This window comes from Microbacterium sp. SD291 (assembly GCF_017355365.1).
Classification (GTDB): Bacteria; Actinomycetota; Actinomycetes; order Actinomycetales; family Microbacteriaceae; genus Microbacterium.
On record NZ_JADIJR010000001.1, the window covers coordinates 293799 to 307875 of the forward strand.

Consider the following 14077-nt stretch of genomic DNA (forward strand, 5'->3'; position numbering starts at 1 on the left):
GGGTGCGAACGGCTCTGGGGGTTGATGCCCCGCGCGTCACCGGCTCCATAGCCTCAGCGGACACCCATCCGAGGAGGATCACATGGCCATCGTCCAGGCGCCGCCGCTCATACGGTCCCGGCCGTCCGCTCCGGGCGGCCGCGACGCCGTCATCGACCTGGTCCGCGCCGTGTGCGTGACGGGTGTCGTCCTGCTGCACTCGATCATGGTCGGGGTGACGGTCACCGACGCGGGGCCGGTGTTCGCGAACGCGAGCGACGGCACCTGGTGGATCATCCCGGTGAGCTGGATGCTGCAGGTCATGCCGCTGTTCTTCGTGATCGGCGGCTTCGCCGGTCTCCACGCCCTTCGCCGGCTGCGCTCTCGAGGCGGCACGGCCGCCGAGTTCGTCGCCGGTCGCGTGCAGCGCCTGCTGCGACCGGCGCTCGTCACGATCGCCGTCGTCGGCGCCACGCTCGCAGCCCTTGCGGTCGGCGGCGTCGACCCTGCGCTGATCGGCATCGCCGGGTTCCGGTTCAGCCAGCCCCTCTGGTTCCTCGCCGTGTTCCTGCTCTGCCAGGCGCTGCTTCCCGTGCTCGCCGCCGCGCACGAGCGGATGCCGCTGCGCACCCTCGGCCTCCTCGCCGCGGCGGCCGTCGTCGTCGATGCGCTTCGCGCCGGGACAGGGGTCGAGGGCATCGGATTCCTGAATCTCGCGTTCGTGTGGCTCGCGATGCAGCAGGTCGGCTTCTTCCTGGCCGACGGCACGATCGACCGGCTGCCACGTACGGTGCGGATCGCGGGCGGCGCTGCGGCGCTGGCCGCTCTCGTCGCCGCCTTCGCGGGCGGCATCTACTCCCCCGATCTGATCGCCAACATCAATCCCCCGACCGGAGCGCTCATGCTCGTCGGCCTCGTGCATCTGAGCGCTCTCTCACTGCTGCGGGAGCCGCTCGCGCGATTCGGACGGCGTCCGCGAGTCGACGCGTTCACGCGATTCGTGAACGCGCGCGCGATGACCGTCTATCTGTGGCATATGCCTGTGCTGCTGGCGATGGCCGGCGCGTCGGCGATCGTCGCGATCAGCACCGGGGTGATGCTGCCGGAGCCGAGCACGCTCCTGTGGTGGCTGGGGCGGCCGTTCTGGCTCGCCGCGGCCCTCGTCCTCAGCGCGATCGTCGCTGTCGCGCTCACGCGCTTCGAGACCGGGAGTGCCCCCGGCGCACCGCGTTCCGTGCGGCGCGTCGCGGCCGCAGCCCTCATCGGGATCGTGGCGGTCCTGCTGCTCCTGGTCGCCGGCACGACCGTGCTGACCGCAGCGGTCGCGACAGCCGGGATCGCCGTGTCGCTGCGGCTCGCACGCCGCTCACACCAGGCCGCGGGCGGTGAGCGCGTCGCCGACGTCGTCCGCATGCCGCAGCGTGCGCACGAGCAGCGGCACGACTGAGCGGATGCCGAGGCGGACGCCGCGCGCACGCTGCGCGTCGCGGATCTGATCGGCGAACCCGGCGACGACGGGGATCATGGCGATCGTCAGCGACACTGTCATCGAGACGGCATCTACGTCGACCCGCAACCGCCGCAGCGGCGTCAGCAGCCTCCGGAGCACCGCCAGCAGGTCGCCCATTCTGGTCGTGAGGGTCAGCAGGCTCGCCAGCAGGACGAGGGTGACCACCTTCGCGGTGCTGATCCACGCGGTGACAGGGCTCACGAAGATCCAGAGGGCGAGGGCGAGGATCAGCACGAGCCAGCGCAGCCGCCACATCTCGGCTCCGAGCACGTGCAGCGGGAGCCCTGCCACGGCGTACAGCGCGCACACGACGAGCAGCGCCGCGCCGATGGTCCAGACATCGTGGAGAAACAGCGAGAGGGCGAGAGCGGAGATCGCCAGTCCCGCGAGCTTCACGCCTGCCGGCATCCGGTGCAGGATGCCGGTGCCGGGGCGGTACAGCTGGATCATCCGCACAGCTCCCGGTACGTCCGGATGACGTCCTCAGGCGCGCCGGCCGCGGCGATCTCGCCGCCTTCGAAGAGCACGGCCTGATCGCAGCGCTCGGCCAGCTCGAGGTCGTGGGTGACCAGCACCAGCTGCGCCCGCTGCGCCAGCAGGAGATCGCCGATGCGGCGCGAGTTCCGCAGATCCAGGAGCGTGGTCGGCTCGTCCGCCACGATCAGCGCGGGGTCGGTGATCAGCACCGATGCGAGCGCGAGCAGCTGCTTCTGGCCGCCGGAGAGGTCGGATGCCGGGATGTCGGCACGATCCGCCAGGCCGTGCTCCGCCAGCGCGTCTGCGACCCGTTGCGCGATCTCGGTCCGCTCCAGTCCTCGCAGCGACAGCGCGAGATCCTCCGACGCCGTGGGCATCAGGATCTGCGCCTGCGGGTCGGTGAACACGAACCCCACGCGGCGGCGAAGAGCCGTGCGATCGCGCTCCGCGTCCAGCCCGTGCACCGTGACTCGCCCCCCGCTGGGGGCGACGAGACCGTTCAGGAGCCGCGCGAAGGTCGACTTTCCCGAGCCGTTCGCGCCGATCACCGCGATGCGCGCCGCAGTGAGCTCGATGCTGACCTCGCGAAGGATCGTCTGTCCCTCCCGCTGCACCGAGACCCGATCGAGCGCGATCGTGGCGACAGCGGTGTCAGGCAGCACTCGCCGAGGCCATCACCGCGCGCTGCCCGAACGCCCGCGGGTACGCGCGGCGCAGCGCGAGCGTGAGCGCGGTGGCCGCCGCGGCCTTGAGGAGGTCGCCGGGCAGGAAGGCGAGGGCAGAGAGGGCGGTCGGTCCGAGGTCGGTGCCCAGCACGAGAGCCTGCACCGGGATCCCGAACAGGTAGACCACGAGGATGCCGCCGGCCACCGCGCCGAGCGCCGTGCGCCACCACGTGATCCGGCCGCCGTGCACGATGAGTCCGATCACGAGGGCGCCGAAGATCCAGCCGATCAGGTATCCCGCTGACGGGCCGGCGAACACGCCGAGGCCACCGCGCCCGCCGGCGAGCACGGGCAGCCCGATCGCGGCGAGCACGAGCACGAGCAGCACGGCCAGCGGGCCCCGCCGGGGTCCCAGCACCGCTCCCGCCAGCATCACGCCGAGCGTCTGCGCGGTGATCGGAACCCCCGCGGGCAGCGGGATGGTCACCAGCCCCAGCACGACGATGAGAGCCGCGAAGATCGCGACACGGGCCAGATCGCGACCGACGTCGCTGCGGCTTTCCGACATGTTCTCTCCAACCTGATGAGGGCGCCCGTGGCGCTCCTGAACACTGTTCACCTGAACGATGTTCACTATAGTGAGAGCATGAGCCCAGAGCACAATCCGGCACGTCACGATCGCGACAGCGTCGCGAGCACCGCTCTCGCGCTGCTCGACGAGGTGGGGCTCGCCGACCTGTCGATGCGCCGCATCGCCGCTCGCCTCGACGTGCAGCCCAGCGCGCTCTACTGGCACTTCGCCAGCAAGCAGGCGCTGTTCGCCGAACTCGCCGATCGGATCACCGCGGTCATCCCCCGCGGCGAGGCCGGTGTGCTGGCGACCGCTCGCGGCATCCGCGACGCGCTGTTCGCCTACCGCGACGGGGCCGAGCTGGTGCTCAGCACGTACGCGCTGCAGTTGGGGTCATCGCACGCGCAGTCGTCACTCGAGGCTGCGCTGCGCGAGGCCGGTGCGGAGGATGCCCCGGAGCGCGCCGTCGCCATCCTGCATTTCGTGCTCGGGCACGCGACGCTCGTCCAGCAGCGGATGCACGCCGACAGCCACGGGGCCATGCGCGACCAGGGAGAGATCGACGTCACGGCAGGCCTCGATCGCATCTTCGATCTCGGCGTCACCGCCATCGCCGCGAACGTGGGCGCGGCGATCGTCAGCGCCGACGCGACTCCGCCGCGTGACCGAGTCTGAGACCGGGGATCGCGGCCACCAGCACGAGGACCGCGCAGAAGGCGAACACCGCGCCGAATGCGCCGGCACCTCCACCGAGGGTCGCGACTCCCAGCCCGGCGATCGCGATCGCGAGCGCTGACGTGGTGTTCTCGGCGATCGACAGCGCCGACGAGTTGAAACCCTGGTTCCCGTCATCCGAATACGCCAGCGTGAGCACGGTGAGCCGAGGGTAGAGAAGTCCCATCCCGCCTCCGGCGAACGCCCAGCCGATGATCACGAGCAGCGGCGAGATCCCCTGCACGGCGGCGATCAGGACGCACACGAGGGCGAGGAGGTTCAGGCCGAGGCCGATCAGGGCGATCCGGCGATTGCCCAGCCGGTCACCGAACCGCCCCTGCAGATCCGAGGCGCCGGCCCAGGCGAACGCGGCGAGCATGAGCGCCACGCCCGCCCACGTCGCGGTGAAGCCGAAGCGCTCCATCAGCAGGTACGGCACGTAGGCCTCTGCAGCGAAGAAAGAACCTGCGGCCACGCCGCGCATGAGCACCACGCTCGGCAGTCCCCTGCCGACGCGGAGGGTGCCGCGCGGAAGCAGCGGAAGCACGGCGAATGCGATGACTGCGACGGCGCCCAGGGCGACGGGCCAGCCGATCTGCGGTCGCATGTCGGCGGAGAACCCGACGAGCACGGCGAGGACCGCCACGACGACGGCCAGCCCGAGCCTTGTCGCGAGCGCGCGCCGGTCCTGCGGCTCGCCGTGGCCGAGATCGACGTGGCGCAGACGCAGCACGATCGTGAGGAACGCGATGCCGGTGAGCACGGCGACCCCGAGGAACGCCCACCGCCAGTGGAGATGCTCCGCGACCGCGCCCGCGAGGAACGGGCCGACCATCGACGGCACCACCCAGGCTGCGGCGAACGCGGCGAACACCCTGCCGTGCAGCTGCGGCGGGTACAGGCGCGCCACCACGACGTAGAGGGCCACCGTCTGCCCGCCGGTGCCGAGCCCCTGCACCAGCCGTCCGATGAGGAACTGGTGCATCGTCGTCGCGAATCCGGAGATCAGCAGGCCCACGATGAACAGCGACACTGCGACGTAGAGGGCGCCACGGGGGCCGCGGGCATCCGACCACGCACCCGCGGCCACCATGCCGATGACGCTTGTCGCCAGCGTTCCCGCGAAGGCGACCGCGTACAGCGCATCGCCGTTGAGCGCCGCACTGACGACCGGCATGACGGTGGTGACGGCGAGTGCCTCGATCGCCGCGAAGAAGATCAACGCCGAGGCGCCCGCCGTGACCCAGAGGCGCTGCCTGTCCCAGATCGAGGGGAGGCTGCTCGTCGAGGTCATCGGCCGGTCAGCGCGGCGATGCGCTCGACGGCATCCGTGAGGATCTCGGGGCTGGTGCCGAAGTTGAGCCGCACGTGGCCCGCACCCTCCGCACCGAACGCGGGCCCGAAGTGCAGCGCCACCTTCGCATCCTTCAGGATGGCGCGCGCCGGATTGTCGCCCCAGCCGAGGGCGGACAGATCGATCCAGGCGAGGTAGCCGGCGTCGGGGATGCGGTAGCGCGCTGCCGGAAGGAGCCGGGCCAGCAGGTCCTCCAGCAGCACCCGATTCTGATCCAGGGTGCGCAGCAGCCCGTCCAGCCACTCGTCGCTCTCCTCCGAGAACGCGGCGATCGCGGCGAGCAGTCCGAACTGCCCGGTGCGCCATTCGACCTCGACGGGGAGACCACGCACGGCGGCGGTGGTGGCGTCATCCGCCGTGACCATGATCGCGCATTTGAGGCCCGCGAGGTTGAACGCCTTGCTCGCGCTCACTACCGCGTAGCCGACCCTCTGCGCCGCCTCGCCCGCGTCGAGGAACGGTGTGAACGCGATCCCCGGCTGCACGAGCGGCGCATGGATCTCGTCGGAGACCACGGCGGCGCCGAACTCGTCGGCCAGCTCAGCGAGGGCGGTCAGCGCCTCACGGTCATGCACCGTGCCGGTCGGATTGTGCGGATTGCACAGGAGGATCGCGGTGGCGCCGTCCTCGAAGGCGGAGCGGATGCCGTCGAGGTCGAGTTCCCAGGTCGTGCCGGTGTCGCGGAGCGGAACACGCAGCACCTCCGCCCCCGCTTCGTCGACGAGGTCGTAGAACGGCGGGTACACCGGTGGAGTGACGATGACCCGCTCCCCCGGCTGTGTGACGCGCCGGAGGATCTCGACGATGCCCATGCTCACGTCGGCGGTGGTGCGCATCCGGGCGGGGTCCGGCCGCCAGCCGAACCGGCGCTCGGCGAACGCGGCGTAGCTCTCGCCGAGCGGCGTCCGCGAGGCGATGTATCCGGTGTCGCCGATGTCTATGGCGCGCTGCAGCGCCGCCTTGACGGCGGGCGCGAGCGGGAAGTCGGTCTCGGCGACGAACAGCGGCAGGACGTCGGCGGGATACTCCCGCCATTTCTCGCTGCTGCGCTTGCGGAGCTCGTCAAGGGTGAGCGCCGTGACCTGGAGCATGTTCAGATCGCGAAGCCGAGCGCGCGCATCATGTCGCGCCCGTCGTCGGTGATCTTCTCCGGACCCCACGGCGGCATCCAGACCCAGTTGATCCGGAACCGGTCGACGACGTTGTCCAGAGCCTGCGCGGTCTGGTCCTCGAGCACGTCCGTGAGCGGGCAGCCCGCGCTGGTCAGCGTCATGTGGATGACGAGAGCGTCGTTCTCGTCATCCCAGGCGAGGTCGTAGATGAGGCCGAGGTCGACGACGTTGATCCCGAGCTCGGGATCCATGACGTCCTTGAGAGCCTCGGTGACCTCGTCGTACTTCTCGTCCGTGAGGGTCGCTGTCATGCTTTTCAGCCTACGCCTCGATGGGGGCGGCGGGGTCGAGGAAACGGTCGTATCCCTCGTCCTCGAGCCGGTCTGCGAGTTCGGGTCCGCCCTCCTCGACGATCCGCCCGGCGACGACCACGTGCACGAAGTCGGGGCGGATGTAGCGGAGGATGCGCGTGTAGTGCGTGATCAGCAGGACGCCGAGTCCGGTGTTCTCCTTGGCGCGGTTCACGCCCTCGGAGACGATCTTGAGCGCGTCGACGTCGAGGCCGGAGTCGGTCTCGTCGAGCACGGCGAACTTCGGCTTCAGCACCTCGAGCTGGAGGATCTCGTGACGCTTCTTCTCACCGCCGGAGAAGCCCTCGTTGACGTTGCGCTGCGCGAACTTCGAGTCCATGCGGAGGTTCGCCATCGCCTGCTTGACGTCCTTGGTCCAGCTGCGGATGGCCGGAGCCTCGCCGTCGAGCGCGGTCTTGGCCGTGCGCAGGAAGTTCGTGACGGTGACGCCAGGGATCTCGACCGGGTACTGCATCGCGAGGAAGAGACCGGCGCGGGCGCGCTCGTCGACGCTCATCGCCAGGACGTCCTGGCCGTCGAAGGTGATGGTGCCGGAGGTGACGGTGTACTTCGGGTGGCCGGCGATCGTGTAGGCCAGGGTCGACTTGCCGGAGCCGTTCGGGCCCATGATCGCGTGGGTCTCACCGGTGTTCATGGTGAGCGTGATTCCGTTGAGGATCGGGGTGGTCCCCTCCTCGGTCTCGACCGTCACGTGCAGGTCGCGGATCTCGAGAACAGACATTATTCAGACTTCCTTCGTCACAGTCGGGTCGATGAGCACGTCGTCGCCGTCGATCTCGACGACATAGACCGGGACGGGCTCGAAAGCAGGGAGGTTCTGGGGCTTGCCGGTGAGCAGCGAGAACGCGGAGCCGTGGGCCCAGCACTCGACCGTGTCACCCTCGACGAAGCCCTCGGAGAGGGAGATGTCACCGTGCGTGCAGGTGTCGCCGATCGCGTGGATCACGCCCTCGGAGTCCTTGATCACGGTGATGGGCACGCCGCCCGGATCGACGCGCAGCGGCATGTCGGTCTCGAGGTCGGCCACGCCGCAGACGCGCTCGGCGCTCACGCGTTCACCGCCGCGAGCTCCGTCTCGATGGCGGCGAGCAGCTCGGCCTCGAGGGCCGGGATGCCGAGGCGCTGCACGACGTCGGTGAGGAAGCCGAGCACGACCAGTCGGCGCGCCTCCTCCTCGGTGATGCCGCGGGCCTGCAGGTAGAACAGCTGCTCGTCGTCGAAGCGACCGGTCGCGCTGGCGTGACCGGCGCCCTGGATGTCGCCGGTCTCGATCTCGAGGTTCGGGATCGAGTCGGCGCGCGCACCCTCGGTGAGCACCAGGTTTCGGTTCGCCTCGTACGAGTCGGTGCCGGTCGCGTTCGCGCCGATCAGCACGTCGCCGATCCAGACGCTGTGCGCCCCCTTGCCCTGAAGCGCGCCCTTGTAGAGGACGTCTCCGGTGGTGTGGGCACCCTTGTGGTGCAAGTACACCTGGCTCTCCAGGTGCTGCCCCGCGTCGGCGTAGGAAAGTCCGTACAGGTAGCCCTCGGCGCCGTGTCCGGCGAGCTCGACGTTCGGGTTCACGCGGACGACGCCGCCGCCGAAGCTGATCACGAAGTGCTTGAGGGTGGCATCGGCACCGACGCGGGCCTGGTGGGCGGCCGCGTGGATCGCGTCGTCCTGCCACTGCTGCAGGCTGATGACCGTGAGCCGGGAGCCGTCGCGGGCGATGATCTCCACGTTCTGCGCGTACTGGGCGGATCCCTTGTGCTGCAGGACCACCGTCGCGGAGCTGTGCTCGAGCGCCTCGATGACGATGTGCGCGTCGGCGCGTCGGTCGGCGGCGACGCCCTCGATCGTCACGAAGACGGGCTCGGCCACCTCCTCCTCGCGCGGGATGCGGATGTGCAGCGCCTCCGGGGCTCCCTGCCAGGCGACGGCGGCCGTGACGTCCTCGGCGAGGAAGACCTCACCGCGGGGTGCGTCGCCGACGGCCAGCGGGGTCGCGACGTACCCCTGGCCGGAGGGGAACGAGTACTCGACGCCGTCGTTCTGCGCCGCGACCTCGAAGAGCGAGGTCAGCTGGGCCACCGGGGTGTGCTTCCAGTTGACCTCGCGCCCCGTGGGGGCACCGAAGTCGGCGGGTTCGAACGAGTGCGGACGCTCCGAGCGGGTCTGCACCGGGACGAATCCGGTCGCGGCGACCTGAGCCGCCGGGTCCACGTGGGCGTTCTTGTGCTGCGCCTCTGCGGGCGCGGTCGTAGGGGCCGTCACTAGCCGACCGATCCTTCCATGCCCATCTCGATGAGCTTGTTCAGTTCCATCGCGTACTCCATCGGCAGCTCACGCGCGATCGGCTCGATGAAGCCGCGCACGATCATCGCCATCGCCTCGTCCTCGGGCATGCCGCGTGACTGCAGGTAGAAGAGCTGCTCCTCGCTGACCTTGGAGACCGTGGCCTCGTGGCCGAGCTGCACGTCGTCGACGCGGATGTCGATCGCGGGGTATGTGTCGGACCGCGACTTCGTGTCGACCAGCAGCGCGTCGCAGCGGACCGTGTTCGCCGAGTGATGCGCGTTCGCGTCGACGCGGACCTCGCCGCGGTATCCGGCACGGCCACCGCCGCGTGCGATCGACTTCGAGACGATCGACGACTGCGTGTACGGCGCCATGTGGATCATCTTCGCGCCGGCATCCTGGTGCTGACCTGGGCCCGCGAAGGCGACCGAGAGCGTCTCCCCCTTGGCGTGCTCGCCCATCAGGTAGATCGACGGGTACTTCATCGTCACCTTGGAGCCGATGTTGCCGTCGACCCACTCCATCGTCGCGCCCTCGTGGGCGACAGCGCGCTTGGTGACGAGGTTGTAGACGTTGTTCGACCAGTTCTGGATCGTCGTGTAGCGAACGCGGGCGTTCTTCTTCACGATGATCTCGACGACCGCGGAGTGCAGCGAGTCCGACTTGTAGATCGGGGCGGTGCAGCCCTCGATGTAGTGGACGTAGCTGTCCTCGTCGGCGATGATCAGGGTCCGCTCGAACTGGCCCATGTTCTCGGTGTTGATGCGGAAATACGCCTGCAGCGGGATCTCCACGTGCACGCCCTTGGGGACGTACACGAACGAGCCGCCCGACCAGACTGCGGTGTTGAGCGCGGCGAACTTGTTGTCGCCGGCCGGGATCACGGAGCCGAAGTACTCCTCGAAGAACTCGGGGTGCTCGCGGAGCGCCGTGTCGGTGTCCATGAAGATGACACCCTGCTGCTCCAGGTCCTCGCGGATCTGGTGGTACACGACCTCGGACTCGTACTGGGCCGCGACGCCGGCGACCAGGCGCTGACGCTCGGCCTCGGGGATGCCGAGGCGCTCGTAGGTCTCGCGGATCTCCGCGGGGAGGTCTTCCCAGGACTGCGCCTGCTTCTCGGTGGAGCGGACGAAGTACTTGATGTTGTCGAAGTCGATCTCGCTGAGGTCGGCACCCCAGGTCGGCATCGGCTTGCGTCCGAAGAGCTGGTATCCCTTGAGACGGGTCTTCAGCATCCACTCCGGTTCGCTCTTGAGCGCCGAGATACCGCGGACCACCTCTTCTGAGATCCCGCGCTTGGCGATGGCTCCGGCGGCATCCTCATCGTGCCAGCCGAATTCATACACCCCCAGGCCTTCAAGCTCCGGGCGGTCGATCAGCACATCCGACATCACACACTCTCCTTTTAGGTCCCAACGGTGTCATCCGCCCCGACACACCTGATCCCCGTCGAGTCTGCGGGAGCGGGTGCCGCTGGTGGGGCCCTCATCACCGGCGCTTCCGTCGCGCCTAAACTGTTGAGGATGAGTTCCGCGGTTACGCGGTCATCCCAACACCCCGATTCTACAGGTTCCCGCGGGCGACCGGGCCGCCGTGTCCGCTCCCCGAGGGTCCGGAGGACCCATGCCAGATACCGCGACCGCCGACTCCCCTGCCGTGAAGGCCGGTTTTCTGGCCCGGGTCCATGATTGGCTTCCTGCCGACGTGGATGCGCGCGTGAGGGTCGCCGCGTGGCTGTCCTTCATCGCCGAGACCGTCATCATCGGCACCGGCGGGGCGGTGCGCCTGACCGGATCCGGGCTCGGCTGCTCGGAGTGGCCGCTGTGCACTCCGGAGTCCCTCGTGCCGACCCCCGAGCAGGGCCTCCACGGTGTGATCGAGTTCGGCAACCGCACGATGACAGGCGTCGTGGGTCTGCTCGCACTCGCGGTCGTGCTCTTCGTCCTCCGGTACCGCGCGCAGCGTCGTGATCTCTGGGTGCTGTCCCTGGTGGTCCTGGGTGGCGTGGTGGCCCAGGCCGTGGTCGGCGGCATCACCGTTCTGACCGGGCTGAACCCGTTCATCGTCGGCTTCCACTACACGGTGTCGCTCCTGCTGGTGTGCGTGAGCGCAGCCTTCCTGGTCCGGATGCACGCGGTGGCCGGGCCGCGCGAGAAGGCCGTTCCGGTCTGGTTCGCGATCATGACGCACATCACCGGACTCGCCCTCGCGGTCACCATCCTGTTCGGCGTGCTCACGACCGGATCCGGGCCGCACTCGGGAGACGCCGCCGTCCTCCGTCGCGGATTCGACGCGACCGTGCTGGCGCACGTGCATTCGTGGCCGGGCTACACCCTCGCCGCGCTCGTCGCCGTGCTCACCGTCAGCGCGTGGGTTCTGCGCCTCGAGCCCAGGAAGTGGCTGTTCGTCCTCGTCGTCGCGATCGCGGTGCAGGTGGGCGTCGGCGTGTGGCAGGCGCGCGAGGGACTCCCCGAGATCCTGGTCGGGATCCACATGGTGCTCGCGGCACTCTCCGCCGCGGCGTACACCGTGGTCGTCCTGCATCTGAAGCGGCCGGTCCCTGCGGCGCTCTCCAGCTGACCTCGGCGCGCGGCTGACTCGGCCCACAGTCGATCCATAGCCCGCACATCAGCGGCTCACCAGCGCGTCGGGGATCGTGGCCGGCATGAACAAGTCACTGACACGATCCATCGGCTTCTGGCTGCTTCCCGTGCTCTCGCTCATCACCACCGGGGTCGGCTGGTGGTTCATCTCTGGGCAGATCGCCTCCATGACGGATGCGCTGCTCAACGGGACGGCCACAGGAGTGGAGGTGTACGTCGGACAGTCGCTCGTCGTCGTCGGCGCCGCACTGCTCGGCACCGGCATCCTGGGAATCCTGCTCACGTTCGCGCTCACCGCGGCGCAGGGACTGGTGCATTCGATGAGGCCGGTCCTGGTCGAGCCGATCGACTGGGCTGCCGTCTCAGAGAACGGATCCGACGCCGAGATCGCGGATGCCGGCATTCCTGACGCCGAGGAAAAGGCCGGCGAGGCCGAGACCGAGGACGCAGGGCCCGATCAGAAGGGCAGCAGTGGGTCGATCGCGACGGCGACGAAGATCAGCGTGAGATAGGTAATGGAGGCGTGGAAGACTCGCATCGGACGCGCCTCCGTCCCCCGCAGCGCGCGGTTGTAGAGGCGGTGCGACTCGTAGATGAACCATCCGCCGAACACCAGGGCGGACACGGTGTACACGAGGCCCATGCCGGCGATCGGGACGAGCAGCAGCGAACAGGCGACGGTCGCCCACGCGTAGAGGATGACCTGAAGGCCGACCTGTGAGGCGTTGCGGGTGACTCCGAGCATGGGCACGTCGACGTCGTCGTAGTCGTCCCGGTACTTCATCGAGAGCGGCCAGTAGTGCGGCGGCGTCCAGAGGAAGATCAGCACGAAGAGGATGAATGCCGGCCAGTCCAGCGAGCCGGTGACCGCCGCCCAGCCGATCAGCACAGGGAAGCAGCCCGCGATGCCGCCCCAGACGATGTTCTGCTCGGTGCGGCGCTTGAGGATCATCGTGTAGATCACGACGTAGAAGAAGATGGCGGATGCCGAGAGGACCGCCGCGAGCCAGTTCGTCGTGAACCACAGCCAGACGGTGGAGAGGACGGCGAGCGTCCACGAGAAGATCAGGGCGCCACGCGGCGTGATCTCGCCCGTAACGAGAGGGCGGTTCTCGGTGCGGTGCATGTGCGCATCGATGTCGCGGTCGAGGTACATGTTGAACGCGGCAGCGGAGCCTGCGCTCATCGACCCGCCGATGACCGTGGCCAGCACCAGCCACATGTCGGGAAGTCCGCCCTGGGCGAGGAACATCACCGGGACGGTCGACACCAAGAGCAGCTCGAGGACGCGCGGCTTGGTGAGGGCGACGTACGCCTTCACGGTACGACCGATGGACTTCTTCACAACGGTCTGATCAGACATCGTCGAGATCTCGATCGCCTCCTCCGCACGCGTCACGACAGCTCTCCCAGTCTACGGTGCGCAGCCCTCCCCTCGTTTCACCCCTCGCTCGGTGTTCCCGCGGAGCACGATCGTCCGAACTGTGGATAACTCCCACGCGCGCCGCACGGACGGGTTACCGTGGCCAGGTGACCCCGTCTCGGACCCCGACGAAACTGCTGACCGCACTCGGCGCGCTGATCCTCAGCGCAGGTGCGCTGGCCGGTTGCACGCCCGAACCAGCAGCCACCCCGACGCCGACCGCCGCCTTCGCCTCGGAAGACGAAGCATTCGCCGCCGCCGAAGAGGTCTACCGGGCGTACAACGACGCAGTGAACCTGGAGCGCAGAAGCGACTCATCTGCCGATCCTCACGACTACCTCATCGGTGCCGCGCTTGAAGGAAGTCTCGAGACAACAAACAAGCTGAAGCAGGAAGGCCTTCGGATCACCGGCGACAGCGCAGTGCTCTCGTTTAGTGGGGACGTCGCTGAGGTCATGATCGACGCCGTCACGATCAGAGCGAGTATTTGCCTAGATGTCAGCTCGACTCAGATTCTCGATGAATCTGGCGCAGACTTGACTCCGCAGTCGCGCGCGGATCACGTTCCATTGAACGTTGTCTTTTCCGGTGCAGACTCAGAGCTCTTGATCTCCGAATCCAACTTGGACGAGGACGCGGCATGCTGACCACGGCCGTCATCAGTGCGGTGCTGTTGCTTTCCCCGTTGTCCTCACCCGTGCAGGCAAGCTCTCCCGGTTGTGATGCCGACTTGGCCGCGACCGGTTTATGCAGCACCAACACCGGCACGGTTCTCGATATCTCTGCCATACGCCATCAACCCGGAAGCGAAGACGGATCTCCGCCGGAGGTCGACTTGAACTCGCCAGTCACCCCGCTCCCGCCCTGCGTGACGTATCTCAACGACCGGTGCGTCGACTACCTCTTCCAGCGCCCCGACGAGGCCGTCCCCGGCACTCCCGCGATCACCATCACCGACCTCGCCAGCTTCGCCCCCGACCCCACCACCCTCACCGCCGAACCCGACAACGTCGGCATC

16 protein-coding genes and 1 pseudogene are annotated in these 14077 nt (G+C 68.6%); 6 read left to right on the forward strand and 11 right to left on the reverse strand.

Annotation, left to right across the window (positions count from 1 at the left end; translation table 11 throughout):
• Positions 1-82: 82 nt before the first annotated feature.
• Positions 83-1426: an acyltransferase gene (locus IPV10_RS01330; protein WP_207479580.1), complete on the forward strand. Its 1344-nt coding sequence runs from the start codon at positions 83-85 to the stop codon at positions 1424-1426.
• Here IPV10_RS01330 and IPV10_RS01335 read toward each other — a convergent pair.
• From IPV10_RS01335 to IPV10_RS01345, 3 genes are read right to left on the reverse strand one after another with little or no spacing between them, the layout of a single operon-like run.
• Positions 1346-1939 (reverse strand): energy-coupling factor transporter transmembrane protein EcfT, encoded by a 594-nt coding sequence (locus IPV10_RS01335; RefSeq protein WP_207479582.1) that lies wholly within the window; start codon positions 1937-1939, stop codon positions 1346-1348. The genes IPV10_RS01330 and IPV10_RS01335 overlap by 81 nt on opposite strands.
• A complete protein-coding gene (locus tag IPV10_RS01340; RefSeq protein ID WP_207479584.1) occupies positions 1936-2628 on the reverse strand; it encodes an energy-coupling factor ABC transporter ATP-binding protein in 693 nt (230 codons plus the stop codon). The genes IPV10_RS01335 and IPV10_RS01340 overlap by 4 nt, the downstream gene beginning before the upstream one ends.
• A complete protein-coding gene (locus IPV10_RS01345; RefSeq protein ID WP_207479587.1) occupies positions 2618-3199 on the reverse strand; it encodes a biotin transporter BioY in 582 nt (193 codons plus the stop codon). The genes IPV10_RS01340 and IPV10_RS01345 overlap by 11 nt, the downstream gene beginning before the upstream one ends.
• Before the next feature lie 78 nt (positions 3200-3277).
• Between IPV10_RS01345 and IPV10_RS01350 the strand changes: the two genes are divergently transcribed.
• Positions 3278-3877, forward strand: a complete 600-nt coding sequence (locus tag IPV10_RS01350; RefSeq protein ID WP_207479589.1) for a TetR family transcriptional regulator — start codon at positions 3278-3280, stop codon at positions 3875-3877.
• On the opposite strand, the gene IPV10_RS01355 is transcribed toward IPV10_RS01350, so the two are convergent.
• From IPV10_RS01355 to sufB, 7 genes are read right to left on the reverse strand one after another with little or no spacing between them, the layout of a single operon-like run.
• Entirely contained in the window at positions 3840-5210 is a 1371-nt protein-coding gene (locus tag IPV10_RS01355; protein WP_207479591.1) for an MFS transporter, read from the reverse strand. The two genes, IPV10_RS01350 and IPV10_RS01355, sit on opposite strands and share 38 nt — an antisense overlap.
• A complete protein-coding gene (locus IPV10_RS01360) occupies positions 5207-6361 on the reverse strand; it encodes a MalY/PatB family protein (RefSeq protein WP_207479593.1) in 1155 nt (384 codons plus the stop codon). Before IPV10_RS01360 ends, IPV10_RS01355 begins: the two co-directional genes overlap by 4 nt.
• 2 nt (positions 6362-6363) lie before the next feature.
• A complete protein-coding gene (locus tag IPV10_RS01365) occupies positions 6364-6693 on the reverse strand; it encodes a metal-sulfur cluster assembly factor (RefSeq protein WP_105672990.1) in 330 nt (109 codons plus the stop codon).
• Between the two features lie 10 nt (positions 6694-6703).
• Positions 6704-7474 carry a Fe-S cluster assembly ATPase SufC gene (gene sufC / locus IPV10_RS01370; protein ID WP_207479595.1) on the reverse strand — a complete coding sequence of 257 codons (771 nt, stop codon included), beginning with the start codon at positions 7472-7474 and terminating at the stop codon, positions 6704-6706.
• A 3-nt stretch (positions 7475-7477) separates the two neighbouring features.
• Positions 7478-7804 (reverse strand): non-heme iron oxygenase ferredoxin subunit, encoded by a 327-nt coding sequence (locus tag IPV10_RS01375; RefSeq protein WP_207479597.1) that lies wholly within the window; start codon positions 7802-7804, stop codon positions 7478-7480.
• Positions 7801-9006, reverse strand: a complete 1206-nt coding sequence (gene sufD / locus IPV10_RS01380; RefSeq protein ID WP_207479598.1) for a Fe-S cluster assembly protein SufD — start codon at positions 9004-9006, stop codon at positions 7801-7803. The genes IPV10_RS01375 and sufD overlap by 4 nt, the downstream gene beginning before the upstream one ends.
• Positions 9006-10424, reverse strand: coding sequence for a Fe-S cluster assembly protein SufB (sufB, locus tag IPV10_RS01385; protein WP_207479600.1), 1419 nt, complete (start codon positions 10422-10424; stop codon positions 9006-9008). Before sufB ends, sufD begins: the two co-directional genes overlap by 1 nt.
• Positions 10425-10656: 232 nt before the next feature.
• On the opposite strand from sufB, the gene IPV10_RS01390 reads away from it, so the two are divergent.
• Both IPV10_RS01390 and IPV10_RS01395 read left to right on the forward strand, forming a co-directional pair.
• The gene (locus IPV10_RS01390) at positions 10657-11613 is read left to right on the forward strand and encodes a heme A synthase (protein ID WP_207479603.1); all 957 of its coding nucleotides are present in this window, start codon (positions 10657-10659) and stop codon (positions 11611-11613) included.
• Positions 11614-11698: 85 nt separating this feature from the next.
• Positions 11699-12148, forward strand: coding sequence for a hypothetical protein (locus IPV10_RS01395; RefSeq protein WP_207479605.1), 450 nt, complete (start codon positions 11699-11701; stop codon positions 12146-12148).
• On the opposite strand, the gene IPV10_RS01400 is transcribed toward IPV10_RS01395, so the two are convergent.
• Complete coding sequence (locus IPV10_RS01400; RefSeq protein WP_374192213.1) at positions 12094-13008, reverse strand: heme o synthase; 915 nt, start codon at positions 13006-13008, stop codon at positions 12094-12096. The two genes, IPV10_RS01395 and IPV10_RS01400, sit on opposite strands and share 55 nt — an antisense overlap.
• Positions 13009-13166: 158 nt before the next feature.
• Here IPV10_RS01400 and IPV10_RS01405 point away from each other — a divergent pair, with 158 nt between their 5' ends.
• Together IPV10_RS01405 and IPV10_RS01410 are read left to right on the forward strand one after the other, a co-directional pair.
• Positions 13167-13706, forward strand: coding sequence for a hypothetical protein (locus IPV10_RS01405; protein WP_207479607.1), 540 nt, complete (start codon positions 13167-13169; stop codon positions 13704-13706).
• Positions 13700-14077: pseudogene (locus IPV10_RS01410) on the forward strand (hypothetical protein); the annotation flags it as partial. The gene IPV10_RS01405 and the pseudogene IPV10_RS01410, both read left to right, overlap by 7 nt.